Below are 25807 nucleotides of genomic sequence, written 5' to 3'. Positions count from 1 at the left end.
ACATGAGAGCAGAGAGAGATACCCCCAGGGGGTACCCAGAACGGGGTACCCGGGGACCACCACAAGGAGGGCCGCCCCGTGTCAGCGCCCACAACGCACACCGCGCACCCAGCGCATCCCGCACAGGCCGAGGTAGAGCTGGCCATCGGCGGCATGACCTGCGCCTCCTGCGCGGCCCGTATCGAGAAGAAGCTCAACCGGATGGACGGCGTCACGGCCACCGTGAACTACGCCACGGAGAAGGCCCACGTCACGTACGACGGCGCCGCCGCCTCCGTACAGGACCTCGTCGCCACGGTCGAGAAGACCGGCTATACCGCGCACGAACCCGCACCCCCGGCGCGTAAGACGGAGGAGGCGGCCGTACCCGCCCCGCAGGCGGTCGACACCTTGCGGCAGCGACTGATCACGGCCGTGCTCCTCGCGGTGCCGGTGGTCGCGATGTCGATGATCCCGGCGCTCCAGTTCGACAACTGGCAGTGGCTCGCGCTCACCCTCACCGCCCCCGTCGTCACGTACGCGGGCTGGCCGTTCCACCGGGCCGCGTGGACAAACGCCCGGCACGGCGCGGCGACGATGGACACGCTCATCTCGCTCGGCACGTCGGCCGCGTTCCTGTGGTCGCTGTGGGCGCTGTTCTTCGGTACGGCCGGGATGACCGGCATGACACACCCGTTCGAGCTGACCATCGGCCGTACGGACGGCGCGGGAAACATCTATCTGGAGGCGGCGGCCGGCGTCACCGCGTTCATCCTCGCCGGGCGCTACTTCGAGGCCCGGTCGAAGCGGAAGGCGGGCGCCGCGCTGAAGGCGCTCCTCGAACTGGGCGCCAAGGAGGTCACCGTCCTGCGCGACGGCCGCGAGGTGACCGTGGACACGGCGGACCTCCATGCCGGCGACCGCTTCCTCGTGCGCCCCGGCGAGAAGATCGCCACGGACGGCACGGTGGTCGAGGGCTCCTCGGCGGTCGACGCGTCGATGCTCACCGGTGAGTCCGTCCCGGTGGAGGTCGGCGTCGGCGACACGGTCACCGGCGCGACCCTCAACGCGGGCGGCCGCCTCGTCGTCGAGGCGACCCGCGTCGGCGCGGACACGCAGCTCGCCCGGATGGCGAAGCTGGTCGAGGACGCGCAGAACGGCAAGGCGGCGGCGCAGCGCCTCGCGGACCGGATCTCGGCGGTGTTCGTCCCCGTGGTCATCGCGCTCGCGCTCGGCACGCTGGGCTTCTGGCTGGCGGACGGCGCGGGGCTGACGGCCGCGTTCACGGCGGCGGTGGCGGTCCTGATCATCGCCTGCCCCTGCGCCCTCGGCCTCGCCACACCGACCGCGCTCATGGTCGGCACCGGGCGCGGCGCCCAGCTCGGCATCCTCATCAAGGGCCCCGAGGTCCTGGAATCCACCCGCCGCGTCGACACGATCGTCCTCGACAAGACAGGCACCGTCACCACCGGCCGCATGACCCTCCAGGCCGTCCACACGGCCCCCGGAACGACCGAATCCGACGCCCTCCGCCTCGCCGGTTCCCTGGAACACGCCTCCGAACACCCCATCGCCCAGGCGGTGGCGGCCGGGGCTGCCGAACGCACGGGCGCCGCTCTTCCCACCCCGGAGGACTTCGCAAACGTTCCCGGCCTGGGCGTGCAGGGCGTGGTCGACGGCCACGCGGTCCTCGTCGGGCGCGAACAGCTGCTCGCGGAGTGGGAGATACGCCTCCCGGCGGACCTGGCTGCCCGCAAGGCCGAGGCGGAGGCAGCCGGACGGACGGCCATCGCGGTCGCCTGGGACGGCGAGGCGCGCGCGGTGTTTGAAGTCGCCGATGCGGTGAAGGACACCAGCGCGGAGGCGATCGGACGCCTGCGCCGGCTGGGCCTGAAGCCCATCCTGCTGACCGGCGACAACCGGGCGGTGGCGGAGTCGGTCGCGGCCGAGGTCGGCATCGATGAGGTGTACGCGGAAGTCCTGCCGCAGGACAAGGTGGACGTCGTCAAGCGCTTCCAGGCGGAGGGCCGCTCGGTGGCGATGGTCGGCGACGGCGTGAACGACGCCGCCGCGCTGGCCCAGGCCGACCTGGGCCTGGCGATGGGTACCGGCACCGACGCGGCGATAGAGGCCGGCGACCTGACCCTGGTCCGCGGCGACCTCCGCGCGGCCCCGGACGCGATCCGCCTGGCCCGCCGGACCCTGAGCACGATCCGGACGAACCTCTTCTGGGCCTTCGCGTACAACGTGGCAGCGCTCCCGCTGGCCGCGGCGGGCCTGCTGAACCCGATGATCGCGGGGGCGGCGATGGCGTTCTCGTCGGTGTTCGTGGTCGGCAACTCGTTGCGCCTGCGGGGGTTCAGGCCCAGCCCGTCCGGCGTTTGAGGACGGAACCGTTCAGGACGGAACCGTTCAGGACGGAACCGTTGAGGACGGAACCGTTCAGGGGTGGCCCCGAACCCACGGAGCCACCCCGAGGAGCCTCCTACGCACCCCCCATCCGCGCCTCCAGGCGCCCCCGTACGCCCGGCCACTCCTCCCCCGTGATCGAGAAGATGGCCGAATCCCGCAACCGCCCCTTCTCACCGGGCACCCACGACAGGGACCAGTTCCGCAGGACGCCCTCGAAACGCGCCCCCACCGACTCGATGGCCGCCCGCGAACGCTGATTGCGCGCATCGGTCTTCAGGTCAACGCGCGAGACGCCCCACTCCTCGAACGCGTGTCGGAAGAGCAGGTACTTGGACTCGGTGTTCACCCCGGTGCCCTGCGCGGACGCGGCGAGCCAGGTGAAGCCGACCTCGATGGCGGTGAGGCTGTCGTCGCCCGTCCAGTAGCGCGGCTCCCAGAAGGCCGTGGCCCCGATGACCCGCCCGGACCCCCGGTCCACCTGCACATAGGGCGCCAGCTTCCCGTCGGCGGCCCGCCCCAACTGGGCGTCGATGTACCCCTCGACCTCCCCGGGCCCGGGCACCCAGGTGTACCCGTACGAACTCCGGTTCTCCTGCCCCGCGAGCAACAACCCCTCCGCATGCCGGTGTTCGAGCGGTTCAAGCCGCACCCGAGAACCTTCCAGAACCGGCCCCACCAGCACGAAAGTCATCGCTCACCCTTCAGTCGACACCAGAAATCGGGCCCGAGCCCGCGCGTAGATTCCCAGGTCCCCACCCCTCATGTCGCCCGAATATGACCGGCCCCACGCCCCACGCCCCCGCCACCAGCCCCAGCCCCAGCCCCAGTCCCCGGTGTCAGTCCCCCCGTCTACGCTCACCACATGACTTTGATCGACAGTGCGTGCGAGTTCCCCGGGCACGAGGTCAACCTCGTGTTCGCCCGGGGGCTGTCCCGGTCGGCGCTGGTGGCGGGGCTGCGGGAGCAGGACCGGGAGGCGCTTGCCGAGGGGGAGGCGGGGGGCTGGGCATGGGCGGTGCATGACATGGCCAACTGGGAGATCGAGGACTACGACAACATCGACTACACGCGTCTCTGCGCGCCCCGGGGCGAGGTCGTGGTCATCGTGACCGAGCCGTGCAGTGCCAAGGCCCACGGGCCGGACTTCACGTATCTGCGCGACGGGAAGTGGATCGTCCACTTCAGCTTCGAGGACGTGGAACAGCGCGTCGGCGACAACCCGGACCACATGTCCGCCGAACTGCTCGCGGCGAACCTCATAGGCCCGGACGCGGAGTGCCGCCTGTGGGAGACGGACCCGGGTCACGACTGCTACGACCACGAGTCCGACCGCGAGGAGCGGATCATGCGCGCGATAGCCGCCTGCTTCGGCCTGCCCTCACCGCCGCTCGCCCCGGAGGTGGCAGCGCCGTGAGCGTCCCCTTCATCGCCCCGGACACGTTCGTCACGTACGCCAGGGGCCTCGCCCTTCCCACACTGAGCGGGATCTACACGGATCTGGGCCTCCCCGCTCGTACGGAGGGCGCATCCGACGGCTGGGCCTGGCTGACACACGACGCGGCCACCTGCAAGGGCGGCGACCTCGCGACCCGGGCGAGCTACCTCACCGGATTCCGCTACGAGGATCGCTTCGGCCGCCCCAACCCCCTGGAAACCGTGTTCCTCGCCTCCACCCCGGCCTGCGAGTGCCCCGCCGGGCAGCACACCATGGTCCCGCACTGCGAGGCGCACCCGTTCCACTTCATCAACAGCAGGCGCGGCCACTCGGTCACGTACTTCAACATGGGCGCCCGCCGCGAGTCCCGCCGCCACGGCGACCTGCTCGTACGCGAACTGCTGGCCGCCGGGATCGTGGGCCGGGAGACCCCGCGTTACGAGACCGAGCCCGGGTTCAACGCGGACGGCGCCGTGACCCTGCGGATCGTCATCGACCACTTCGGCCTGCCCGCCACGGCCTGAGCGCCGGGCCTACCCTCGTACGCATGACGGACGACCACCGCACGCAGTACGGGGAAGCGCTTCGCACCCGCTGGCACGATGCCCTCGTCGCGGCCCGGGGCGGTGCGGACGGGCCGGCTCCGCTCCCGTACGCCGACAACCTCCTCGCCCGCTGGGCCGAGCCTCAGCGCAGATACCACACGACCGCCCACCTCGCGGCGGTCCTGGACCGGATCGACACGCTCGCCGGGCATGCCGCCGACGCGGACGCCGTACGGCTGGCGGCCTGGTTCCACGACGCGGTGTACCGGCCCGACCGGTCGGAGAACGAGGAGCGCAGCGCGGTGCTCGCCGAGCGGGCGCTTCCGGAGGCCGGGGTGCCGGACGCGGTGACCGGCGAGGTCGCCCGGCTCGTCCGGCTCACCGTCACGCACGACCCGGCCGCCGGCGACACCAACGGCGAGGTGCTGTGCGACGCGGACCTGGCCATCCTCGCGGCGCCGCCGAAGGAGTACGGGGAGTACGCGGCGCAGGTCCGCGAGGAGTACGGCTTCGTGCCGGACGGGGCGTTCCGGGAGGGCCGGGCGGCGGTGCTGCGGCAGCTCCTGGGACTGCCGCAGTTGTTCCGTACGCCGTACGGGATAAGGGAGTGGGAGCCGAAGGCCCGGCAGAACCTGCTGACGGAGCTCGAACTGCTCACGCGGTGACCTGAGGCGCACCAGCGGCCAGAGGTCGGCGCCCAGGGACCGTCGCCCCGGGAATGACAGAAACGTTTCCGCTGTTGCCACCTGTCATGCCTGACTCCGCCGTGCGCACCCGTTCCCGCATGCCCCTGGCCGTATACATCCTCGGCCTCTCGGTCTTCGCCCTGGGCACGAGCGAGTTCATGCTCTCCGGCCTGCTGCCCCCGATCGCCGACGACATGAACGTGTCGATCCCGCGCGCCGGACTCCTCATATCCGCGTTCGCGATCGGCATGGTGGTCGGCGCCCCGCTGCTCGCCGTGGCGACGCTGCGGCTGCCGCGCCGCACGACGCTCATCGCGCTGATCTCGGTCTTCGGCCTCGGCCAGGTCGCGGGTGCGCTCGCGCCGACGTACGAGGTGCTGTTCGCGTCCCGTGTGGTCAGCGCGTTCGCGTGCGCCGGATTCTGGGCGGTCGGGGCGGCCGTCGCCATCGCGATGGTGCCGGTGAACGCGCGGGCCCGTGCGATGGCCGTGATGATCGGCGGGCTGTCCATCGCCAACGTGCTGGGCGTCCCGCTGGGCGCGTTCCTCGGCGAAAACCTGGGCTGGCGGTCCGCGTTCTGGGCGGTCGGCGCGGCCTCGGCGGTGGCCCTGGCCGGCGTGGTGACGCTGATCCCGCGCATCCCGCTGCCCGAGGAGAAGCCGCAGCTCAGGCGGGAGATGGGGATCTACCGCGACCGCCAGGTGTGGCTGTCCATCGTGATCACCGCGCTCGCGGCGGGCGGGGTGTTCTGCGCGTTCAGCTATCTCGCGCCGCTGCTGACGGACGTGGCCGGCCTGGACTCGGGCTGGGTGCCGACCGTCCTCGCGCTGTTCGGCGTGGGCGCCCTGGTCGGTACGACGATCGGCGGCCGGGTCGCGGACGCGCACCTCTTCGGGGTGCTGCTGAGCGGAATCACCGCGTCCACGGTGTTCCTGGCGGCGCTGGCCCTGTTCGCGTCGAACCAGGCGGCCGTGATCACGCTGTCGTTCCTGCTGGGCCTGTCGGCGTTCTACACCGCGCCCGCGCTCAACGCCCGGATGTTCAACGTGGCGGGCGCCGCGCCGACGCTGGCCGGGGCCACGACGACCGCCGCGTTCAACCTGGGCAACACGGGCGGACCCTGGCTCGGCGGCACGGTGATCGACGCGGACTTCGGCTTCGCGGCGACGGCCTGGGCCGGGGCGGCGATGACCGTGGCGGCGCTGGTCGCCGTGGTGTTCTCGCTGCGGCTCCAGCGGGCGCACGGCTCGGCGGCGGCCTCCCGGCTGGTGGCGCAGGGGTCGCCCAAGGGTGCGCCGGTGGAGTCGCCGGAGTGCGCGACGGGGTGAGGCGTAGGGGGCGTACGCCGGGGCGCACTCCGGACGCATGGCCGGGGCGTACGGCTGAGGCCCGCCCGGCTAGGGCGTCGGCGCCGGCCGCCCCTTCGGCCGCCGCAACCCCGCCTCGGTCAGCCGCCGGACCAGCTCCTTCGAGCCGATCTCCCGCGCCCCGGCCCGCACCGCGTCCGCGTACCGCGCGGCCGGGATGTCGTAGTGGTCGCGCTCGAACGCCCGCGCCGGGGCGCCGATGGACGCGGCGAAGACGTGCAGTTCCTCAAAGGACACATCGCTGACCAGGTGGGACCAGAGGCGCCCGTGCCCGGGCCAGGTCGGCGGGTCGATATAGAGCGTCATGCCCGGTGTATCCCCCCGAGCGCGCCGACGGGGGCGACCGCCACCGCGGACTTGGCGCAGACCCAGTGCGGGTGCGGCCCGAGCTCCGGTTCGACCTCCAGCGCGTGCGGGTCGCCCGCGTCGCAGACCGGGCAGAGCGGCCAGCGGCCGTACCGCTCAAGGAGCGCGTCCTGGACGTCCTGGGCGACGAGGCCGACGACGAACTCCGCGCCCTCCGGCCACTGCTCCACCCACCAGCGCCGGTGCGTCACGGCGTCCTCGACCATGGACACGATCTGCGCCTCGGCGACGTTCCCGGCGGCGAGGTCGGCCATGACGAGGGCGCGGGCGGTGTGCAACGCCTGCTCCAGGCGGTCGGGCCGACCGGACTCCGGCGGATTCTGCTCCATGCAGCCATTGTCCACCCGTACGGCGGCCGCCCACCCGCACGGCGGCGTCAACGGCTTTCGTCAGAGGTCACACCAAAGAGGGTTGACGGGCCCGGGGCTTGAAAATATCTTTCAAGGGTGACCAATGACCTGAAGGAAAGTTTCAGTCCGGATTCGCCGCCCGCCCCGGCGGCCCTCGCCGCCAAGGTGCGGACGCTGTCGCCGTCCATGACCCGCTCCATGCAGCGCGTCGCCGAGGCCGTCGCCGGCGACCCGGCGGGCTGCGCCGCCCTGACGGTCACCGGTCTCGCCGAGCTGACGGGCACCAGCGAGGCGACCGTGGTCCGCACCGCCCGCCTGCTGGGCTATCCGGGCTATCGCGACCTGCGCCTCGCGCTCGCCGGTCTCGCCGCCCACCAGGAGTCCGGCCGCGCCCCCGCCGTCACCGCGGACATAGCGGTGGACGACCCCATCGCCGACGTGGTCGCCAAGCTGGCCTACGACGAGCAGCAGACCCTCGCCGACACCGCCGCCGGGCTCGACACGGTGCAGCTGGGCGCCGCGGTCGCCGCCGCCGCCACCGCGCGCCGGATCGACATCTACGGCGTGGGCGCGTCCTCCCTCGTCGGCCAGGACCTGGCCCAGAAGCTGTCCCGGATCGGCCTCATCGCCCACTCCCACACGGACCCGCACCTCGCGGTGACCAACGCCGTGCAGCTCCGCTCCGGCGACATGGCCATCGCGATCACGCACTCCGGCTCGACGGGCGACGTCATAGAGCCGCTGCGCGTCGCCTTCGACCGGGGCGCGACGACGGTCGCGATCACCGGCCGCCCCGACGGCCCCGTCTCGCAGTACGCGGACCACGTGCTGACGACGTCGACGGCGCGCGAGAGCGAGCTGCGCCCGGCCGCGATGTCGAGCCGCACCAGCCAGCTCCTGGTGGTCGACTGCCTGTTCATAGGCGTCGCGCAGCGTACGTACGAGACGGCCGCCCCGGCCCTCGCCGCCTCCTACGAGGCGCTGGCCCACCGCCACACCCCGCGCACCCGCTGACCGTCACCCGGACGCCCTCCGGCAGCGCCCCGCACCCGCCCCGCAACCGCACGTCGTACGAGAAAGCAGAGCCGCCCTCCATGACCTCCCTGACCGACGCCACCCCCGACGGCTACGGCGAGCTGCGCGCCGAGCTCGCGACCCTCACCACCGAGGCGTTCCGCCCGGAGCTCGCCGAGATCGACCGGCTGGCCACCGCGGAGATCGCCCGGATCATGAACGGCGAGGACCAGACCGTCCCGGCCGCCGTCGCCGAGCGGCTGCCCGAGATCGCCGCCGCGATCGACGCCACCGCCGAGCGCATGGCCCGCGGCGGCCGGCTGATCTACGCGGGCGCGGGCACCGCGGGCCGGCTGGGCGTGCTGGACGCCAGCGAGTGCCCGCCCACGTTCAACACGGACCCGGCGGACGTCATCGGTCTGATCGCGGGCGGCCCGTCCGCCATGATCACCGCCGTCGAGGGCGCGGAGGACAGCAAGGAGCTGGCCGCCGCCGACCTGGAGGCGCTGGAGCTCACCGCTGACGACACGGTGGTCGGCATCTCCGCCTCGGGCCGCACGCCGTACGCGATCGGGGCCGTGGAGCACGCCCGGGCGAAGGGCGCCCTGACCCTCGGCCTGTCGTGCAACGCGGACTCCGCGCTGGGTGCCGCCGCCGAGCATCCGCTTGAGGTCGTCGTCGGCCCCGAGCTGCTGACCGGCTCCACCCGGCTCAAGGCGGGCACGGCCCAGAAGCTCGTGCTCAACATGATCTCGACCATCACGATGATCCGCCTCGGCAAGACGTACGGGAATCTGATGGTCGACGTGCGTGCCTCCAACGAGAAGCTGCGGGCCCGCTCCCGGCGCATCGTCGCGCTGGCCACCGGCGCGTCCGACGAGGAGATCGAGGCGGCGCTCGCCGCCACGGACGGCGAGGTGAAGAACGCCATCCTGACGATCCTCGGCCGGGTCGACGGCCCCACGGCCGCCACGCTCCTGACCGAATCGCACGGCCACCTCCGCGCCGCGCTCGCCGCCGCCCCCCGCACCACCTGATCCGCCGCACCACCTCTCCCCCGCACAGCAAGGCACCACGCACCATGGCTACAGAAGACAAGAACCGCGCCACTGCCGCCGCGATCCTTCCGCTCGTCGGTGGCGCCGCGAATGTCAGCTCCATCGCCCACTGCATGACCCGGCTCCGGCTCGGGCTGCACGACCGTTCGCTCGTCCGGGACGACGCGCTGAAGGCCGTCCCCGCGGTCATGGGCGTGGTCGAGGACGACACGTATCAGATCGTCCTCGGTCCCGGTACGGTCGCCCGTGTCACCCCGGAGTTCGAGAAGCTGGTCGCGGAGGGCAGGGCGGCGGCCCCCGCTCCCGCCCCGGCCGACGCCGCCCCGCTCACGGCGGAGGAGCTGGCCGCGCAGGGCGCCGCGATGAAGGCGGCCCGCAAGGCGAAGAACGCGACGCCGTTCAAGCTGTTCCTGCGCAAGATCGCCAACATCTTCGTGCCCCTGATCCCGGCCCTCATCGGCTGCGGCATCATCGCCGGGCTCAACGGCCTGCTGGTCAACCTCGAATGGCTGCCGTCGGTCACCCCGGCGCTCGCGGCGATGGCCTCCGGCTTCATGGCCCTGATCGCGGTCTTCGTCGGCTACAACACCGCGAAGGAGTTCGGCGGCACGCCGATCCTGGGCGGTGCGGTCGCGGCGATCATCGTCTTCCCGGGCGTCGCGAACATCGAGGCGTTCGGCCAGAAGCTCTCCCCCGGCCAGGGCGGCGTGCTCGGCGCCCTGGCCGCGGCGGTGCTCGCGGTGTACGTGGAGAAGTGGTGCCGCCGCTGGGTGCCGGAGGCGCTGGACGTGCTGGTCACACCGACGCTGACGGTCCTCATCTCCGGCCTGGTCACGATCTTCGGCCTGATGTACGTGGCGGGCGAGGTCTCCACCGCGATCGGCGACTTCGCGGACTGGCTCCTCTCCAACGGCGGCGCCGGCGCGGGCCTGATCCTCGGCGGCTTCTTCCTCCCGCTCGTCATGCTGGGCCTGCACCAGGCGCTGATCCCCATCCACACGACCCTGATCGAGCAGCAGGGCTACACGGTCCTGCTCCCCATCCTCGCCATGGCCGGTGCCGGCCAGGTCGGCGCGGCCATCGCCACGTACGTCCGCCTCCCGCGCAACGAGTCGATCCGCAAGACCATCAAGTCCGCCCTCCCCGCCGGTTTCCTGGGCGTCGGCGAACCCCTGATCTACGGCGTCTCGCTCCCGCTGGGCCGCCCGTTCATCACGGCCTGCGTGGGCGGCGCCTTCGGCGGCGCGTTCGTGGGCTTCTTCAACCAGCTGGGCGACGCGGTCGGCTCCACCGCGATCGGCCCCTCCGGCTGGGCCCTGTTCCCCCTCCTCGACGGAAACCACGGCCTGGGCGCGACCATCGCGATCTACGCGGGCGGCCTCGTGGTCGGCTACCTCGCGGGCTTCCTGGCCACATACTTCTTCGGCTTCAGCGGGGAACTCCTGGCGGAGTTCAACGTGAGCCAGGAGGAGGACGCCGCGACGGGGGCAGCGACTCCGGCCCCGGAGACGGCGGCCCAGAAGGCACCCGCGTCGGTCTGACACACAGCACGAAGCGGCGGCCCCTCCACCGAGGGAGCCGCCGCTTTGCCGTACGCCTCAGACCGGAAAGCCGTCCGTGGGCAGCGTGACGTCGAACGGCGCGGGAAGCGCGAGCGGCTTACCGAACGGCACCGCGTCGGAGTGCTTGTACGTGCCGTGCTCGCTCGGCTCGGTGAACAGGGTGGCCATGGCACCCCGGGTGTCGAACCGGTCGATCAGCAGGTACATCGGCGCCCCGGCCCGGGCGTAGGCCCGGTACTTCTTCGTGCGGTCCTCACGGGCGTTGCCCTTCGAGGTGATCTCTACGACGAGGAGGGCGTCGGAGGCGTCCATGGGGGCGCTGACGTCGGGGTCGGCGGCGTCGATCAGCTCGGACGGCATGACCACGAGGTCGGGGACGTAGAGCTTGTCGAGCGGGGCGACGTGCACGCCCAGCGTCTGGTAGATCTCCAGTTCGTCCGGCAGATTCCCGTAGAGACAGCGCTGCACCTTGGCTGCGATCCCGTTGTGATGTGCATGCGGCGGCGGTACCAAGACGATCTGCCCTTCGTCGATCTCGGCGCGCCATCCCTCGGGCACGTCCAGTTCCTGCCAAGTGCGCAGGAGGTAGTCCCACTGGCGGCCTTCAGGGTCCTGCTGGGGTTCGACCATCGCGGCGGTCATCGCGGGTCCCTTCTTCTGAAGCCTGTCCGAGGAGCGTAGATCGGCGGTTTCACGGCACGGGGCCGCACTCCTCAGCGTCCCACGTCCGAGTGACCGGCGCACCGAGCGCCGCTCACCGTTGCCTCTGGGCCAACCCCAGCAACACCCCATGCGTCTCCCGGTCCGCAGCCACAATCAACCCGCCCGCGCCCTCGTCCACCGGCAACCCGTCGATCCCCGTCACCACGCACCCCGCCGCCTCGCACAGCGCGATGCCGGCCGCGAAGTGGACGCTGTCCAGGCGAAGGCCGGGGCCGCCGTCGGTGATGTACGCGGCACGGCGCCCCGCCGCCACCCACGCCACGGCCACCGTGCTGGAGACGACGCGCGGCCGGAACCCGGCGCCGCCCCCGGCGCCCCCCGCACCGCCCCCCGCGAACTCCGCCATCGCCAACAGCTCCACCGCCCGGAACCCCGGCGCGTGCGGGAACGGCGGGTCCAGGTTCAGGTCCACCAGCCGGGACCCGGCGGAGGGTATGAGGCGGTCGTCGCGCCCCGACGCATCCCGGACCCACGCGCCCGCGCCGTCCGTCCAGAAGACCTCGCCGCTGAACGGGTCGGCCGAGGCGGCCGCGACGATCCCGGAGGAGGCGTCCCGGAGCGCGACGTTCACCGCGACGAGCATGTTGCCCACCGCGTAGTTGAGCGTGCCGCACAGCGGGTCCACCAGCCACCGACGCCCCGCCCCGGCCGCCCCCGTGGCCCCGCTCTCCTCACCCGTCACCGCGTCCTCGGGCCGGGCCGCGCGCAGCACGTCGAGGACGGCCGCCTCCGCCGCGATGTCGGCGGCCGTGGCGAAGTCACCGCCGCCCTTCTCGTACCGCGTCAACGGCGCCCCGTACATCTCGCGTACGACGGCCGCCCCCGCGGACGCGGCCCGAAGGGCCACCTCCGCATCACTGTCGATGGTCACCATCTCCGCAGGCTAACCGGCGGCGTACGCGGAAACCGCGCCAAGTCCTCCCTGATCGCCTCGCGCTCCGGGCGCAGCCGCCCCACAGGGCAGTGGATCAACGCGAACCAGTGCCCCATGGAGGGCACCGTCATCGCGGCAACTGCCCCTCCCTGTTGATCTCCGTCACCCGCGCCCGCAGCACCGCCCCCGGCGGCGCCTGCCGTACGGAGTCGGCCGGGCAGTCCCACACCACCCCGCCCCCCGGCGGTCGCAGCCGCACGTACGGCCCGACGCGCCCCAGCACCCGGCCGATCCGCCCGTCCCGCACGTCCACCGCGAACGACCCCGGCTCCGGCGTACACGCCTCCAGGCCCTCCCCGCCGGTCACGACGCCGCCGCCTTCTCCTCCAGCACCCGGCTGAGCTGCTGCGCCGCCGCGAGGTTGCAGCGCCCCAGATCCACCAGCACCGCCGGGTCGTCACCCGCACACGAAGCCGCGTCGATCCGCAGCGAGGGCAGCTTCACCCCGGCCCACGCGAAGCCCTCCCTCAGCAACGCCACCACCTCCTCCGCCTCCCGAATCTTCGCCACTGCCGCCTTGCGCCGTTCCGTAGTCGTCATGATCCATTCCTTCCACGCTGAGTAATGACGATGCATACCCAGAGTGGTGATTCTCTCGCTAGCCTGGAAGAGGAGCAGGCCCAACAAACACACGTGTGTAACAGGGAGTTGTCATGCCAGGCCCCAAAAAACTGGACCCCGCCTCTTCTCCTCGCGCCCTGCTGGGCGCCGAACTCCGCCACCGAAGAGAATGCGCGGGCCTCTCCCAGTCCGAGCTGGGCGCCCTGCTGTACGTCAGCGGCTCCTTCATCGGCCAGCTGGAGGACGGCACCCGCAGCATGCAGATGGACCAGGCGATCAAACTTGACCGCGCCCTGAAGGCTGACGGCTTCTTCAAGCGCAACTGCGCGGCCTTGAAGAAGTCGAAGTACCCGGAGCACTTCGCCGAGGCAGCAGAAGCGGAGGCCCGCGCGACGGAAATCAGGGAGTACGCGCCGCAGCTCATTCCAGGTCTGTTGCAGACGGAGGCGTACGCCCGGGCGGTGTTCAGGGAGTACCAGCCCACGGCCGTCGACAGTGTGATCGATGAACTGGTGGCAGCCCGCCTCGCCCGAACACAGCTCCTCGACGATCCAACACTGCCGATGTTGTGGGCCGTGTTGGACGAAGCGGTGTTACGTCGAAAGGTCGGCGGACCCGGATGCATGGCGGGGGCCCTCCGCCACATCGCCGAGCTGATGAGGCAGCACCGGATCATCGTGCAGGTGCTGCCGTTCTCCGCAGGTGCCCACGCAGCCCTGACCGGCCCCCTCAAGCTGATGTCGTTCGCCGATGAACCCCCACTCGCCTACGTAGACGGCATGGGCATCGGCCGCCTGCAAGACGATCCGGCAACGGTCCGCCAGTACGAACTGACCTACGATCTGGTCGTGGCCAGCGCGCTCTCACCGACAGCGTCTCTGGCGTTGATCGAGTCTGTGGCGGAGGATTACGAGCATGAGGCACAACAGTTCTAACTACGACTTGTCCACGGCCATTTGGAAGAAGTCGAGCTACAGCGGCGGCGACGGCGGCAACTGCGTGGAGGTCGCCACCTGGCGCAAGTCCACGTACAGCGCGGGCGACGGCGGTGACTGCCTCGAAGTCCTCGACGGCATCCCGGACGTGGTCCCCGTGCGCGACTCGAAGATGACCGACGGCCCGGCGGTCGTCTTCGCGACGACCGCCTGGCAGCAGTTCGTCACCGACCTGAAGCACGCCTGACGCGACGAAAACCGGAAGCCGGTGCCACTGACGGCCACGGTGGTACCGGCACCCTTGACCTCAATCGCGATTGAGGTCCTAGCCTCGCGATCATGACGAACGCAAGCGCCCCGCAGAACGGCACCGCCGCTCCCGGCCGGCGGCCCATCGCCCTGGTCGCCTGGGGCGCCACCGAGGCGATCCTGGGGCACTCGCAGGCCGCCCTGGCGCGCGTCGACGTGACCCGGCCCCAGTGGTGGGCGCTCAACAACATCGCCCGCGCCGAACGCGGCCTCACCAGGGAGGAGATCGGCGCCGTGGCCGTGCCCTACGGAATGGGCACCGAAGTGATAGTCCACGCCGCCGACGCCCTCGCACACCGGGGCTGGCTCGGCATCGGCGCGGACGGCCGGCTGATCCTCACGCAACAGGGCCGCGAGGGCCTGGCGGCGGCGAAGGAACACATGGACCGGGTGCACGCGCAGATCCTCGGCGACATCACGGACGAGGACCACGCGACCACGGTCGCCGTGCTCCAGCGCGTCATCGACAACCTCGCCCAGAGGCCGTCGTGAACGCCGGTCACGGCCACCCGTTTACGGACTAGTGCGCGATGCCGTCGATCAGCTCGCGCGCGCCCTGCCGGAGCAGGGCGACGGCGACGGACGTGCCGAGCGTGCTCGGGTCCAGACGGCCCGCCCACTCGTGGGCGTTCAGCACGGTCTTGCCGTCCGGCGAGAACACGCAGGCCCGCAGCGAAAGTTCGCCGTTGCCCTCGGCCCGGGCGAACCCGGCGATCGGGCTGTTGCAGTGCCCTTGCAGAACATGCAGAAGCATCCGCTCCGCCTGCGTCTCCCGGTACGCGTCGGGGTCACCGAGCGGGCTGATGGCGTCGATCAGCTCGGCGTCGCCCTCACGGCACTGAAGCGCGAGGACTCCGGCACCGATCGGCGGCATCATCGTCTCGGTCGACAGGACCTCGGTGATGACATCGGTCCGCCCGATCCGCTCCAGCCCGGCGACGGCCAGCAGCAACGCGTCCGCGTTACCCGCGTCGAGCTTCGCCAAACGCCTGTTCGCGTTCCCGCGCATCGGAACGCACTCAAGGTGCGGATGCGAAGCGGCGAGCTGCGCGATCCGCCGCACGGACGAGGTCCCGACCCGGGTCCCGGCCGGAAGCGCGTCAAGCGCGAGCCCACCGGGGTGCACGAGCGCGTCCCGGATGTCGTCCCGCTTCAAGAAGGCCGCAAAGACCGTCCCGGCCGGAAGCGGCCTGTCCGCCGGAACATCCTTCACACAATGCACGGCAAGATCGGCCTCCCCCGCGAGAAGAGCCGCATCGACCTCCTTCGTGAACGCCCCCTTCCCCTCAACCGCACTGAGATCCCCCATCCACTTGTCACCGGTCGTCTTCACGGGAAGAACGGCGGTCTCGACACCGGGATGCAGCACGGCCAACTCCGCACGAACACGCGCCACCTGCGCGAGTGCCATCGGCGAATCACGGGAAACGATACGAATCAGGTCAACCGACATGAGGGCACGATATGCCCGCAGGTCCGGCAATTCCATCTCCCGCCTTGCCGTCCTGCCGTGCCGCCCCGGGGCTCAAGCCCCGAGATTCGAGCGCTCTTTGAGTGGATTGGTTGGGCGGGCCTGTACCCACCCACCCACCCCGCGCAACCCGCAAGGGTTGACTTTCCGCGACCGAGTTGCGACGAACGGTAGGCACGCTTTAGCTTCAGCGCAGACATAGACCTAAAGACGGCCCCCGCCGGTGTTGGCACACCGCCAGGGGCCTGACCACCTCGATCGAAGGCTGACGGAGACGATCAGATGGCTGACGCCCAGTCTAGTAGCGCACCCTTCCCCCACCACCCGATGGCGAACCCCGGTTACGGCAAACGTTCCGCACCGGACGAACGCCCCCGTACGGGCCAGGACTTCACCCACCTCGATCCGCGCGACGCGGCCATCGCCGCGTACATCGACAGCCTGCGCGACGGCGCCGACATCTCCGTAAAGGCACTGGCCAAGGTGCTTCCGTACGGACAGTGCGCGGTACGTACGTCGCTGAACCGCCTCCAGGAAGCCGGGCACCTGCGCCGGGGCAGCGAGTGCGTGGTGAGCGGGGCGAGCCTGTTGTGGGTGACCCGGACGTTCTTTTCCCGCACCGCGCGCGACGACACGTGGTGGGCGAGCTTCAGCCGGGGCGACGTACCCAAGGAGGCCCAACGGGAAACGCGCTCACGGGCGTTCATCCTGCTGGCCGCGCTGGGCCGCCAGGCCCCCGTGCTGTCGCTGTCGCACAGCGAGTGCGTGGCGCTGGAACCGCAGGCGTCGGAGTGGCTACGAAGGGGCGCCACGGAGCCCGAAGTCCTCCGGGCGCTTACCACCGGACTCCCCGACCGAATCCACCACCCGGCGGCATTCGTGGCGAGGCGCCTCCAGACGAAGCTTCCCCCGGCCCGCGAACCCCTCCCGGTCCTGCGCACCCTGGAATGCGGCGAATGCGGCACCCCAGGCACCCCGGAAGCCCTCCCAGGCGGCAAATGCCGCCCCTGCGCGGGCAAACCGGCCCGCGAGACCCCGGCCCTCCCCGCCCAACAGGTCCGCGCCCAGGCCCGGGCCGTAAGAGCGGGCCTGATCCCCAAGTCGGACCGCCCGGGCCGCTGACGGCCCCTGGGCGCCGTTACGGCGATCGACGCCTACGAGAGATACGGCGAACTGCATACGTTCAGCAGCGTGCTTCCCTCGAACCTGGCGACCTGGACCCAGACCGCAGCGATTTCATTACTGCCCTTCGGAACGGATGAACTGAACGTCTTCCACGTTCCGGCGCCATTATTATTGGCATGCCACGGGTAATAGGTGATACCGCCACGGTAATAGGTCACACCAAGGCGAACACTCGCGTGATGCCCGTCGGCCAGCGAGTCGTAGACACTCATCTCCACGCCGGGGATGCCTTTATCCAACGACTTCCAGCCAATTATATTCGCATTTCCAGTGGCGCCAGTCGTCTTGCAGCTGGTGTAGCGCGCCGTGTTGGCGGCGGTCGCCGGGCTGGTCCCGAACGCCGTGACCATGAGGGCACTCGCCGCAAGAATCCCAAGTTGCGTTATTCGCTTCATTCCGACCTCCATCGAGTCCAAGACCTGCGCAGTGTCACGCGCCGACCCCACTGGCGCACGGAGAATATCGTGGGCAACGCGATTTTCTCGACAACTTGACGCTTTTACGTCACGAGAATCCGCGCACGACTACGCCTTACTTCTCGGGCTCCGGGCCGGGCGCGGCCAACCGCGCCACCCGCTCGATCATCGCGCGATGCGCCGCGCGGGCGTCCTCGTCGATCGGCTGCTCGTGTTCCGGACGCAGCCCGGTCCGGCCGTCGAGGCCCTCGCGCAGGATGTCGGCGTGACCGGCATGGCGGTTGGAGTCGCCGAGGACGTGGACCAGGACGGCGAACAGGGTCGTGCGGTCATAGGGCTCCGGCCACCACGGCACGTGGCCCGGGGCGTCGAGGGAGAGCGCGTCGATCGTCGCGTCGGCGTGCTGCCACGTACGCCGATAGAACCCGACGACCTGCTCGCACGTCTCCCCCTCGGCCGCCCACAGATCGCTCCCATCGGCCTCCTGCCACCGAGGCAGCGGCTCGGGCGAAGGACGCCCGAAGACCTCCCCGAAGTACCGGGCCTCCACGGTGGCCACATGCTTCACGAGCCCGAGCAGATTCGTCCCGGTCGCCGTCAACGGCCGCCGGGTGTCGTACGCGGACAACCCCTCAAGCTTCCACAACAACACCTCCCGATCCCGCCGCAACCGCCCGTGCAGATGCTCCTTCGCAAATCCATCGATCATGTGCCACGCCCCGGTTCCAGGAACACCTTCAGTTGTGCCTGTTCACATACGCGCATGCGCGTCTCAGTTGTACGGGCCCTACACCGCACGCAGCACCGCGAACACCCCCCGCACCTCCGCGTCCTCCGGCGTGTGCCACGGGCCCGAGACGTGGCCCGTCGCGTCGTCCGGGGTGTCTGCGGCGGGGCGCAGGACGCGGTTTACGTGGAGGGTGGTGCCGGTGGTGGGCAGGTCCGTGCCCTCTGGGGTGTCCGTCGCTCTGGGGGTCGCCAGGGGGAAGGGGGTGCCCGTGTGGGAATGGGTGATGGTGGGGTCGGGGGTGTCGGTGAGGCTCTGGGCCTGGGGTTCGGCGCGGCCGTCCAGGAGGGCGAAGAGCTGTGCCACCAGGACCGGGTCGTGGCAGCCGTCGTACACCCAGCGCTTGCCCAGCACGCCGTGTGTGGTCATGCCGACGAACGCGTCCTCCGCGCCCCCGAGCGGGGCGCCCCGGTAGGTGAGCGGCACGAAGTACGGCACCGGATCGGCGCCCGAGGTGTCGGTGACGACCATGAATTCGATGCCCACCTCGCCCTGCGGGTCGTCCAGGCGGAAGCCGCCGGACCTGACGAGGGAGGGGCGCGTGGGGCCCACGTACCAAGGGCGGGTCGGAAGCCAGGTGGTGAGCATTTCGAGCTTGGTCGGCGACAGGGTGGTGCGGTGGATGACGGCCATGCCGGATGTCTCCCGTGGGTCGCGTGAGCAGCTGCTTTCCCTGCGCGCGGGCGTTGTCGGACCCCCGCGCTACCTTGAGAGCCTAGAGGGCGCGTGCGCGTGCATAGGGGTGGCCGGTCCGCCCGGACCGGCCACCTACTAGGGCGTACGGATCACCACGCGGTCGGCGCCGGCGGCGGGACCACCTCCGGGCGGTCGTCGCAGGTGATCGTGTTGGGCAACAGCCACGGCGCGAGCCAGCCGCCGTCGTTGCCGCCCAGGTCCGTGAGGCCGAACTCCGAACCGGTCGAAGGGAAGTTGAACGAGCCGCAGTTGTTGACCCCCACCGCACCCACGTTGCGCGCGTCCACGTTCTCGAAGGTGGCGCCGCCCGCCGCGCGGGCGCTCAGCACCGAGGTGCCCGTGCCGTCCACCCTGATGTCCTTGAAGTGGATGTTCTTGATGACGTACTGGTCCTTCACCCCCCAGTCGGAGACCAGCATGACGGCGTTGTACGTGCTGTCCAGGAAGTCGTTGCCGGTGACCCGGATGTCCGCGCCGTCGATGCTCCGGTCCAGCGCGTAGACCCACAGCGCGCCGAGCCCGATCTTCCAGTTGAGCTCGAACGTGCCCGCGCGGACCGTGGTGTTGCGCGCGAGGTCCACCTTCCCGGCGAACGGCTCGGCGCCGAAGCGGGAGCCGAGGTGCAGGGCGCTGCCCTCGCGGACCGGGTCGGCGACGAGGTTGTCGGAGACGGTGATGTCGCTGCCGCCGTAGATCGCGATGCCGTTGGCGAGGACCGGGGTCTGCACGGTGTTGTGGTCGAAGGTGTTGCGGGCGTTGGTGGTCTTCTCGGCCCACATGGCGAGGCCGTCGTCGCCCGAGTTGCGTACGAAGGTGTTCGTGACCCGCGAATCGGTCACGCCGGTGTGGAAGTTGATGGCGTCCGCGATCTGGTCCACGATCACGGTGTCGGAGACCTTCAGGTTCTTCATCGGCCCGTCGAACCACATGCCGACCTTGGTGTGGCTGATGTGCAGGCCCGCGATGGTCGAATCGCTCATCGCACCGCCGATCGCGTTGACCTGGTCGGTGTCGATGCGCTCGCGCACATCGCCCTCGATGGCGAAACCGGACAGATGCACGTTACGGCTGCCGCCCTCGGCCGCGGACTTCCCGTAGAAGCCGACGCCGGTGTGCGTCGAGCCGTCGGCGGCGGGCTCGGCCAGCGCGACCTCGCGGCCCTTGATCTTCGTGTACCAGCTGCCCGCGCCGGTGATCGTGACGTCGTCCACGACGATGTGTCGGTCCACGCGGTACGTCCCCGGCGGGATGTACACCTTCAGACGGGTGAGCCGGGCGAACGCGATCGCCTTCTCGATCGCCCCCGCCGCGTCCCGCCGCCCGGTCGGGTCCGCGCCGAACGCGAGGACGTTGGCGGCGAGGAGTTCGACGTGCGGCAGCCCGACCCGCTCGGAGTCCAGCAGGTCGATCGCCGTCCACGCGGCCCGGCTCCCGGCCGGCACGGTCAGCCGTACGGTGTCGCCCGCGCGGTACGTACGGCCGAGCAGAAGACGCTGCTCGTCGTAGAAGTGGCTCGGCCGGAACGGCTTGTCCACGACCGGGGCGGGCGTCGTCCCGGCGGGCACGCAGCCGCACTCGGTGATCCACCAGTCGGGGTGGAGGAGCCCGGCGCTCGGGTCGTTGGAAAACGGGTACTGGTTGTACAGCCAGGAATACTGCGAGGTCAGCGTCATCGTGGACCGCTTGGAGCCGTTCACCGAGACGTCCAGCGGCGCCGTGATCCCGCCGCCGCCCGGCGCGTCCGGGATGCTGTAGCGCACGGTGATCGCATTGGCCGCCGCGGGCAGTGTGAACTCCACGTGCTGCCCCGGCGCCAGCTTGACCGCCTTACGCCCCGACGCCTCGGACGGCAGCGTGTAGGCGTCCCGGTCCGGGCCGATGACCGTCCCGTCGGTGACCGCGTTCTCGGCCTCCTGCTCCGCGAACGCCACCTTCGCGCCCCGCCCCCGCACCAGCTCGGGGTCGAGCGCGGCGCGCGTGACGACCGGGGCCGGAGCGGCGGCGTGCCGGGGTCCGGCGAGCGCGGGCGCACCGGCCAGCACCCCGAACCCGACGGCGGCCGCGGTCACCGAGGCGACCGTCGACGCGTACAGCCCGGCCCGGCGCGGTCTTCGCACCGCCGCCGCGACGGCGGCGAACTTCCGTGACATCGCATGCCCGTTTCTCTGAGGGGTCGACGGGGCTCAACAGCCATACACGCGTGGGGAGGCCGCCACCGTCATGAGTGAGGCGACAGTAGGGCGCGCGGCGGCCCGCCCACAAGATGCGCGCGAGATATTCCCGCCCCTACACAAGAAAAGTGCGTCGCCATGTCAGATTTTTGCGCAAGAGACGCAAGGTGCGAGGTACATGCCTGCCCCCCGCACCCAAGCCAGGAACGGGTACGGGGGACAGGCATGCAGGACCTCGCGTGGAGTGACGGTGCCTAGCTCTGCACCGCCTGCTGGCCATGCCACTCCTTGTAGTAAATGGCCAGCTGCGTCTGCGCGTAGGAGGGGAGGCCGTCGCCGAACTTCCGGAGCTTTCCGTACACGTTCTTCAGATCACCCTCGGTAGCAAAGCGTCCGAACTCAATGGCCATCACCAGAACGTCCTCGACGGTCATGACCTCCAGGTCCCGATCGGTCGCAAGTGCTTGGCCGCCCTGATCGTCGATGGCGACGATCACTTCGTGCCCCTCGTCCTGGTAGTGCACTCCATGAGCTACAACTACCGCTTCGCCGAGATCCTTTGAGTTCCGCAGGGCATCTTCTACCTGTCGGCCTCGCACATCCTCGAAGACTTCGATGACACGAGCCGGTGCTGTCCGTGCCTCAAGAGCGGGAAGAACGCGGACGTGACGACTGCCCGCCAGACGCGTCCACTTCAGCTTCAGCCCGGGGTACTTCCTGTCCTTGCGCGCGACTTCATCGCAGACTTCCTGCGGCACGAGCAACGTCAGATCCGCCTTCTGGAGAACGTCCACCAGCAAACGGTGGACATTCGCACCGACGAAGTGCACGCAGATTACTGCGTCCAGAATGCATAGCGGTTCGCGTTGATCCGGCGAAGCCGTCTCCTTTGACGCTTCCGCGTGCTGGTTGGGCAAGCCCCCACCCCTTCGACATCCCCAGGCGGGATTACTTTACTCCTACTTCGCCAGCCCGCGGGCAACCAGCCGGGACAGGTTGGCCCGCCTGGGATTCGGAGGGTCGGGAACGATGCCGGCTTCCGCGAGTCTGGCTTCGGCCTCTTCCGGTTTGCATCCTTCGAGCATGGCCAGAGCCCGCACACCCAGAAGATTCTGCCGATAGGCGTCAACGGCCCGTTCGAGAATGCGCCTGGGAGCCCGTACAGCCTGGGCGGCGTCCTTCTCCTGCTCGTACGCCGGGCCCCAGCCGTAACGGTGTGCCAACTGCACGCCGGTCGGTCCCCGCAGGTCGTTCTTCTGCTCGGTCGTGACGAGTGACATCTCCTCCAGTTGGATGAGGATGACGGGAAAGCTGACTCGGAAGTGGCGTGCCAGAAGTGCGGCCGTACGCTCGTCCATCCGGCCACCTTCTGGAAAACTCTCAGCGGCCAGCCAGGATCTGATGCCTTCCCTCGGTGCCAAGAGGTTGCGGGCAAAGGCGTCGCAACGTCTCTCACCCGGGGTTCTTCCGTCGTTCAGCGCATGAACCTGAGCACCGTCATTCCACAACAAATGTCCGAGCTCGTGAGCGAAACTGAACCGCTGCCGTTCGGGCACGTCGCACGCACGAACGGCAATGAGAGTCGTGTCGCGAGCAGGGTCGGTGGCGGTAAATCCTTCGGCGCCCTTCGGTAGCCTCAGTACCGCTGTGTCGACACCGGTGAGCTGTTCGATCAGTTCATCCACATCGGCAACGGGGGCGCAGCCCAGATGAAGAGCCTCGCGGACCCGTTCGGCCAGTTCGCTGGCCTGCACCTCCCCGGGAAGCTGCTGGTCCGGAACCTTTACATGCCCCTGTGGCTTTCGCTGCTGCGTGGTGTTCGTCCCCAGCTTGTCCAGACGGGCATCCAATTCAAGCACTTCGAGGGTGCGCCGAAGCGCCTCCTCACGCTCCGCGAGGGTCACCTCGTCGGTTCTGGCCGCGATCTGGACCCTCTCTCGCACAGGGTCGCCACTGGTGAGCAGCCGCACCGGGATACCCAGCGCGACAGCGAGGCGATCCAGTTCCGCGAGAGTCACGTTGGCACGAGTACCGGTCTCGATACGGGTCAGGGTCGGTTGGGAGAGCTGGGCGCGTCGCGCGAGGTCACGCTGGTTGAGCCCAGCGCGCTCACGTTCGCGGCGGATCCGCTCCCCCACTAGCACGAGATCCACTTAGCACCTCCTTGTTGAATCTATTCTACGGACCTGATTCACGATGGCCAGTCGTATGTCTACCACCCAGGACTGACAGATGGCGCCAGGCGCATTTCCTTACCCGGTCGGCCCACCGACAGCGTCAACTCTGAGTCCGCGTGCACCGTCACCCGTACGGGTACGAATTCCGTCGCATCGATCCGGGGCTCCCCCGTGCCCGGGTTCAGGGCGTAGCGCGGGTGGGGACCGGGGCTGATCTGCCAGCGGATGCGGTGGCCCGGGGCGAAGCGGTGGGCGGTGGGGGTCATCGGGATCGTCACACGGACCGGGTCCGGGCCCGTGGTGCGGAGGCGGGCCAGGCCGTCGCAGACATTGACCGACCGGCCCTCCGGGTCCACGTCGCACAGCCGGACGAACACCTCGCCGTGCCCGGTATCCGTGGAGGCGCTGACCCGGGCGGAAACCGGACCGAGCACGGTAAGAGGTTTGGCCAGGGCGGGCCCGGTGAACGTGAGGACGTCCGCGCGCGCCTCCAATGACGCGTTGTCCCGCGCCCCCGCCGTACGGGAGAGCAGCGCGCCGCCCAGCGTGGGGACCGGGTCGTCCGGGTCGTGGCGGAAGGCGGCGACGGGGGCGGTGTCCGTGGGGGCCTCCCGGGTGAGGTGGCCGTCGGCGGTCGGGTACCAGGAGGCCGTGGACGCCTCCGGGGGCCACGCGTCCAGGTCCCGGACGCCCGCCTCCGCACCGCCCACGTGCACGCGCACCGGCGTCGGGCGCAGACCGGACGGGTCGTCACACAGGTGGGCCCGGAGCCAGGCCAGGGATTCGGCGAACACCTCGGCCCAGCCCGCCTGGAGCGCCGAGGTGTGGGTCCACGGGCCGACGAGCAGGGACGCCTCGCCGCCCGCCCGGCACAGCCGGTCGTACTGCGCGAAGGTCTGGTCCACGAGGGCGTCGTACCGGCCGGTGACGAGGGCGGTGGGCACGGGCGCCCGGTCCGCCGCGCCTTCCGCCATCCGGTCCGCCGCCCCTTCCGCCACCCCCGCCGGCGACGCGCCCTCCCAGTACGGGTCGTCCGGGTCCGGGTGGGCCATCACCTCGTCCAGCCAGGGAATCTCACCGCCGAGCGCGTCCGCGTACGCCCCGCGCAGCGGACGCGCGGTGACGGCGGAACGCAGCCGGCGCTGGAGGCGCAGGGTCGCCCGGATGAACGCGCCCATACCCCGGTGCTGGTAGGTCATGCCGGCGCCCACGGCGAGCGCGGTCTCCAGGTTGAGGACGCCGTCGGTGTGGAAGAGGGCGTACGGATCGTGCAGCCCCACCTGCACCACCATGGCCTTCAGCTCCGGCGGCGGATCGAGGGCCAGCGCCCACTGCACGTACCCGAGATAGCTGGGGCCGACGGTGCCCAAGCGCCCGTCGAACCACGGCTGTTCGCGCAGCCAGCCGACCGCCGCGAGGCCGTCGGCCGGCTCGTTGCGCCAGAGGTGGAAACCGCCGCCCGCGCCGCCCGCACCACCCGTCCCCCGGCAGCTCTGAAGCACCACATGAAAGCCCTGTTCGGCGAAGAGGATGCCGTACTGCGGGGACCACGGCACTCCCCGCCCGTACGGCGTACGGACCAGGAGGGTCGGGAAGTCGCCCTCGGCGCGCGGAAAGTAGTGGTCGGTGAGCAGAGGACTGCCGTCGGCGGCGGGCACCGCCAGGCCGCGCTCGACGCCCGCCTTGTGGCGCGCGGCGGGCAGACCGCGCCAGGAGGCGCGCATCAGCCGGGCGGCGCGCGGCGGCTTCGCGGACGACGGCGTCCATGCGGCCCGGGGGCGGGCGTCGTGCGTCGATCGGGTCATCTTCGCCTCCATCAGTATTCTCGTACTAAGTACGAGAATACTGGATGCTTGGATGGTCCACGGAGGCGACCCGGGTGAGAGAGGCTGAGCACGTGACCCGCACCGAAGGTGCCGGAGGCATCGATCCGCGAGTTCTCTGGCGGGAGCAGGACCGGCCCAGGCGCGGCCGCAGACCCGCGTTCAGCCGAGAGGTGATCACGGCCGCCGCGGTCGCCGTCGCGGACGCCGAGGGGATCGACGCGGTCACCATGCGGCGGGTCGCCGCGGAGGTGGGCGCCGGCGTCATGTCGCTGTACAGCTACGCCCCCGACAAGGAAACGCTGCTCGACCTGATGATCGACCACGTCTCCGGTGAGCTGCCCACGTCCGGCCCGCTCACCGGCGACTGGCGCGCCGACCTCAAGACCATCGGCCGCCACCAGCGCGCGAACATGCTCCGCCACCCCTGGCTGCCCGCCGCCGTGCAGGCCCGCCGCACCCTGGGCCCCCGCACGCTCGCCTTCGTGGAGCACGCGCTCGCGGCGCTGCGGCCCATCGGGCTCGACGGGGCGGCCCGGCTGGAGATCTTCGCCCAGCTCACGTCATTCGTGGCAGCCCATGTGGCCTACGAGGTCGGCCAGGCACGGGCGGCCCGGGACCCCGGGCGGGCGGCCGCCGAGGCGGTGTATCTGGCGGAGGTCGCGGCGGACGGCGCCCATCCGGAACTCGCGGACGCGCTGGCGACGGCCGGACGGCCGGTCACCCCGGACGCCATGTTCGACCGCTTCCTCACCCGTCTCGTGGACGGCCTCGACGCGGGCTGAGCTCGTACGCGTACACGTACGCACAAAGACACCGGCCCCCGGGGACGCATCCCCGGGGGC

General features: G+C 70.6%; 28 protein-coding genes. 13 read left to right on the top strand and 15 right to left on the bottom strand.

The genetic code is table 11. The features are described from left to right. Nucleotides 1-153: 153 nt before the first annotated feature. On the top strand, nt 154-2364 hold the full coding sequence (locus tag OG338_RS16475; RefSeq protein WP_405940443.1) for a heavy metal translocating P-type ATPase: 2211 nt from the start codon (nt 154-156) through the stop codon (nt 2362-2364). Between the two features lie 100 nt (nt 2365-2464). Here OG338_RS16475 and OG338_RS16470 read toward each other — a convergent pair whose 3' ends face one another. Continuing rightward, nucleotides 2465-3082 carry a GNAT family N-acetyltransferase gene (locus OG338_RS16470; RefSeq protein WP_405938038.1) on the bottom strand — a complete coding sequence of 206 codons (618 nt, stop codon included), beginning with the start codon at nt 3080-3082 and terminating at the stop codon, nt 2465-2467. A gap of 177 nt (nt 3083-3259) precedes the next feature. Here OG338_RS16470 and OG338_RS16465 point away from each other — a divergent pair, with 177 nt between their 5' ends. From OG338_RS16465 to OG338_RS16450, 4 genes are all read left to right on the top strand, one after another. Continuing rightward, nucleotides 3260-3805 (top strand): hypothetical protein, encoded by a 546-nt coding sequence (locus OG338_RS16465; RefSeq protein WP_405940442.1) that lies wholly within the window; start codon nt 3260-3262, stop codon nt 3803-3805. Continuing rightward, a complete protein-coding gene (locus OG338_RS16460; protein ID WP_405938037.1) occupies nt 3802-4350 on the top strand; it encodes a hypothetical protein in 549 nt (182 codons plus the stop codon). Before OG338_RS16465 ends, OG338_RS16460 begins: the two co-directional genes overlap by 4 nt. A 23-nt stretch (nt 4351-4373) precedes the next feature. Next, the gene (locus tag OG338_RS16455) at nt 4374-5036 is read left to right on the top strand and encodes a hypothetical protein (protein ID WP_405938036.1); all 663 of its coding nucleotides are present in this window, start codon (nt 4374-4376) and stop codon (nt 5034-5036) included. A 119-nt stretch (nt 5037-5155) separates the two neighbouring features. Next, nucleotides 5156-6385 (top strand): Cmx/CmrA family chloramphenicol efflux MFS transporter, encoded by a 1230-nt coding sequence (locus OG338_RS16450; protein WP_405938035.1) that lies wholly within the window; start codon nt 5156-5158, stop codon nt 6383-6385. A 69-nt stretch (nt 6386-6454) separates the two neighbouring features. Here OG338_RS16450 and OG338_RS16445 read toward each other — a convergent pair whose 3' ends face one another. Then, on the bottom strand, nt 6455-6730 hold the full coding sequence (locus OG338_RS16445) for a DUF4031 domain-containing protein (RefSeq protein ID WP_405938034.1): 276 nt from the start codon (nt 6728-6730) through the stop codon (nt 6455-6457). Beyond that, a complete protein-coding gene (locus tag OG338_RS16440; RefSeq protein WP_405938033.1) occupies nt 6727-7119 on the bottom strand; it encodes a hypothetical protein in 393 nt (130 codons plus the stop codon). The genes OG338_RS16445 and OG338_RS16440 overlap by 4 nt, the downstream gene beginning before the upstream one ends. A gap of 117 nt (nt 7120-7236) precedes the next feature. On the opposite strand from OG338_RS16440, the gene OG338_RS16435 reads away from it, so the two are divergent. The 3 genes from OG338_RS16435 to OG338_RS16425 all read left to right on the top strand — a co-directional run bounded on the left by OG338_RS16435 (nt 7237) and on the right by OG338_RS16425 (nt 10753). Next, the gene (locus tag OG338_RS16435; RefSeq protein ID WP_405938032.1) at nt 7237-8154 is read left to right on the top strand and encodes a MurR/RpiR family transcriptional regulator; all 918 of its coding nucleotides are present in this window, start codon (nt 7237-7239) and stop codon (nt 8152-8154) included. An 80-nt stretch (nt 8155-8234) separates the two neighbouring features. Then, nucleotides 8235-9191, top strand: a complete 957-nt coding sequence (murQ, locus tag OG338_RS16430; protein WP_405938031.1) for an N-acetylmuramic acid 6-phosphate etherase — start codon at nt 8235-8237, stop codon at nt 9189-9191. Nucleotides 9192-9235: 44 nt separating this feature from the next. After that, the gene (locus OG338_RS16425; protein WP_405938030.1) at nt 9236-10753 is read left to right on the top strand and encodes a PTS transporter subunit EIIC; all 1518 of its coding nucleotides are present in this window, start codon (nt 9236-9238) and stop codon (nt 10751-10753) included. Between the two features lie 57 nt (nt 10754-10810). Here OG338_RS16425 and OG338_RS16420 read toward each other — a convergent pair whose 3' ends face one another. From OG338_RS16420 to OG338_RS16405, 4 genes are all read right to left on the bottom strand, one after another. Continuing rightward, nucleotides 10811-11416: a Uma2 family endonuclease gene (locus OG338_RS16420; protein WP_405938029.1), complete on the bottom strand. Its 606-nt coding sequence runs from the start codon at nt 11414-11416 to the stop codon at nt 10811-10813. Between the two features lie 112 nt (nt 11417-11528). Further along, a complete protein-coding gene (locus OG338_RS16415; RefSeq protein ID WP_405938028.1) occupies nt 11529-12371 on the bottom strand; it encodes an inositol monophosphatase family protein in 843 nt (280 codons plus the stop codon). Nucleotides 12372-12498: 127 nt separating this feature from the next. Further along, a complete protein-coding gene (locus OG338_RS16410; RefSeq protein ID WP_073964713.1) occupies nt 12499-12738 on the bottom strand; it encodes a hypothetical protein in 240 nt (79 codons plus the stop codon). Continuing rightward, nucleotides 12735-12971, bottom strand: coding sequence for a hypothetical protein (locus tag OG338_RS16405; protein WP_405938027.1), 237 nt, complete (start codon nt 12969-12971; stop codon nt 12735-12737). The genes OG338_RS16410 and OG338_RS16405 overlap by 4 nt, the downstream gene beginning before the upstream one ends. Before the next feature lie 113 nt (nt 12972-13084). Here OG338_RS16405 and OG338_RS16400 point away from each other — a divergent pair, with 113 nt between their 5' ends. The 3 genes from OG338_RS16400 to OG338_RS16390 all read left to right on the top strand — a co-directional run bounded on the left by OG338_RS16400 (nt 13085) and on the right by OG338_RS16390 (nt 14728). Continuing rightward, complete coding sequence (locus OG338_RS16400; protein WP_405938026.1) at nt 13085-13927, top strand: helix-turn-helix domain-containing protein; 843 nt, start codon at nt 13085-13087, stop codon at nt 13925-13927. Then, nucleotides 13908-14174, top strand: a complete 267-nt coding sequence (locus OG338_RS16395; RefSeq protein ID WP_405938025.1) for a DUF397 domain-containing protein — start codon at nt 13908-13910, stop codon at nt 14172-14174. Before OG338_RS16400 ends, OG338_RS16395 begins: the two co-directional genes overlap by 20 nt. Before the next feature lie 92 nt (nt 14175-14266). Continuing rightward, nucleotides 14267-14728 (top strand): MarR family winged helix-turn-helix transcriptional regulator, encoded by a 462-nt coding sequence (locus OG338_RS16390; protein WP_405938024.1) that lies wholly within the window; start codon nt 14267-14269, stop codon nt 14726-14728. 28 nt (nt 14729-14756) lie between these two features. On the opposite strand, the gene hemC is transcribed toward OG338_RS16390, so the two are convergent. After that, on the bottom strand, nt 14757-15689 hold the full coding sequence (hemC, locus tag OG338_RS16385; RefSeq protein ID WP_405938023.1) for a hydroxymethylbilane synthase: 933 nt from the start codon (nt 15687-15689) through the stop codon (nt 14757-14759). 300 nt (nt 15690-15989) lie between these two features. Between hemC and OG338_RS16380 the strand changes: the two genes are divergently transcribed. After that, on the top strand, nt 15990-16829 hold the full coding sequence (locus tag OG338_RS16380; RefSeq protein WP_405938022.1) for a hypothetical protein: 840 nt from the start codon (nt 15990-15992) through the stop codon (nt 16827-16829). Nucleotides 16830-16861: 32 nt separating this feature from the next. Here OG338_RS16380 and OG338_RS16375 read toward each other — a convergent pair whose 3' ends face one another. From OG338_RS16375 to OG338_RS16345, 7 genes are all read right to left on the bottom strand, one after another. After that, nucleotides 16862-17287: a hypothetical protein gene (locus tag OG338_RS16375; protein ID WP_405938021.1), complete on the bottom strand. Its 426-nt coding sequence runs from the start codon at nt 17285-17287 to the stop codon at nt 16862-16864. A gap of 136 nt (nt 17288-17423) precedes the next feature. Beyond that, the gene (locus tag OG338_RS16370; protein WP_405938020.1) at nt 17424-18017 is read right to left on the bottom strand and encodes a DinB family protein; all 594 of its coding nucleotides are present in this window, start codon (nt 18015-18017) and stop codon (nt 17424-17426) included. Nucleotides 18018-18095: 78 nt separating this feature from the next. After that, on the bottom strand, nt 18096-18728 hold the full coding sequence (locus OG338_RS16365; RefSeq protein ID WP_405938019.1) for a maltokinase N-terminal cap-like domain-containing protein: 633 nt from the start codon (nt 18726-18728) through the stop codon (nt 18096-18098). Nucleotides 18729-18880: 152 nt separating this feature from the next. Next, entirely contained in the window at nt 18881-20941 is a 2061-nt protein-coding gene (locus tag OG338_RS16360) for a glycosyl hydrolase family 28-related protein (protein ID WP_405938018.1), read from the bottom strand. Between the two features lie 275 nt (nt 20942-21216). Next, nucleotides 21217-21879, bottom strand: a complete 663-nt coding sequence (locus OG338_RS16355; protein ID WP_405938017.1) for a hypothetical protein — start codon at nt 21877-21879, stop codon at nt 21217-21219. Between the two features lie 42 nt (nt 21880-21921). Next, nucleotides 21922-23115 carry a helix-turn-helix domain-containing protein gene (locus OG338_RS16350; RefSeq protein ID WP_405938016.1) on the bottom strand — a complete coding sequence of 398 codons (1194 nt, stop codon included), beginning with the start codon at nt 23113-23115 and terminating at the stop codon, nt 21922-21924. Nucleotides 23116-23174: 59 nt separating this feature from the next. Next, a complete protein-coding gene (locus OG338_RS16345; RefSeq protein WP_405938015.1) occupies nt 23175-24944 on the bottom strand; it encodes a CocE/NonD family hydrolase in 1770 nt (589 codons plus the stop codon). Nucleotides 24945-25036: 92 nt separating this feature from the next. Here OG338_RS16345 and OG338_RS16340 point away from each other — a divergent pair, with 92 nt between their 5' ends. Next, a complete protein-coding gene (locus OG338_RS16340) occupies nt 25037-25747 on the top strand; it encodes a TetR/AcrR family transcriptional regulator C-terminal domain-containing protein (protein ID WP_405938014.1) in 711 nt (236 codons plus the stop codon). Nucleotides 25748-25807: the final 60 nt, after the last annotated feature.

The organism is Streptomyces sp. NBC_00726 (assembly GCF_045161735.1).
In the GTDB taxonomy this organism is placed as follows: Bacteria; Actinomycetota; Actinomycetes; order Streptomycetales; family Streptomycetaceae; genus Streptomyces.
The sequence above is the reverse complement of the archived record's forward strand: the minus strand, read 5'-3'. Positions and strand labels throughout refer to the sequence as shown.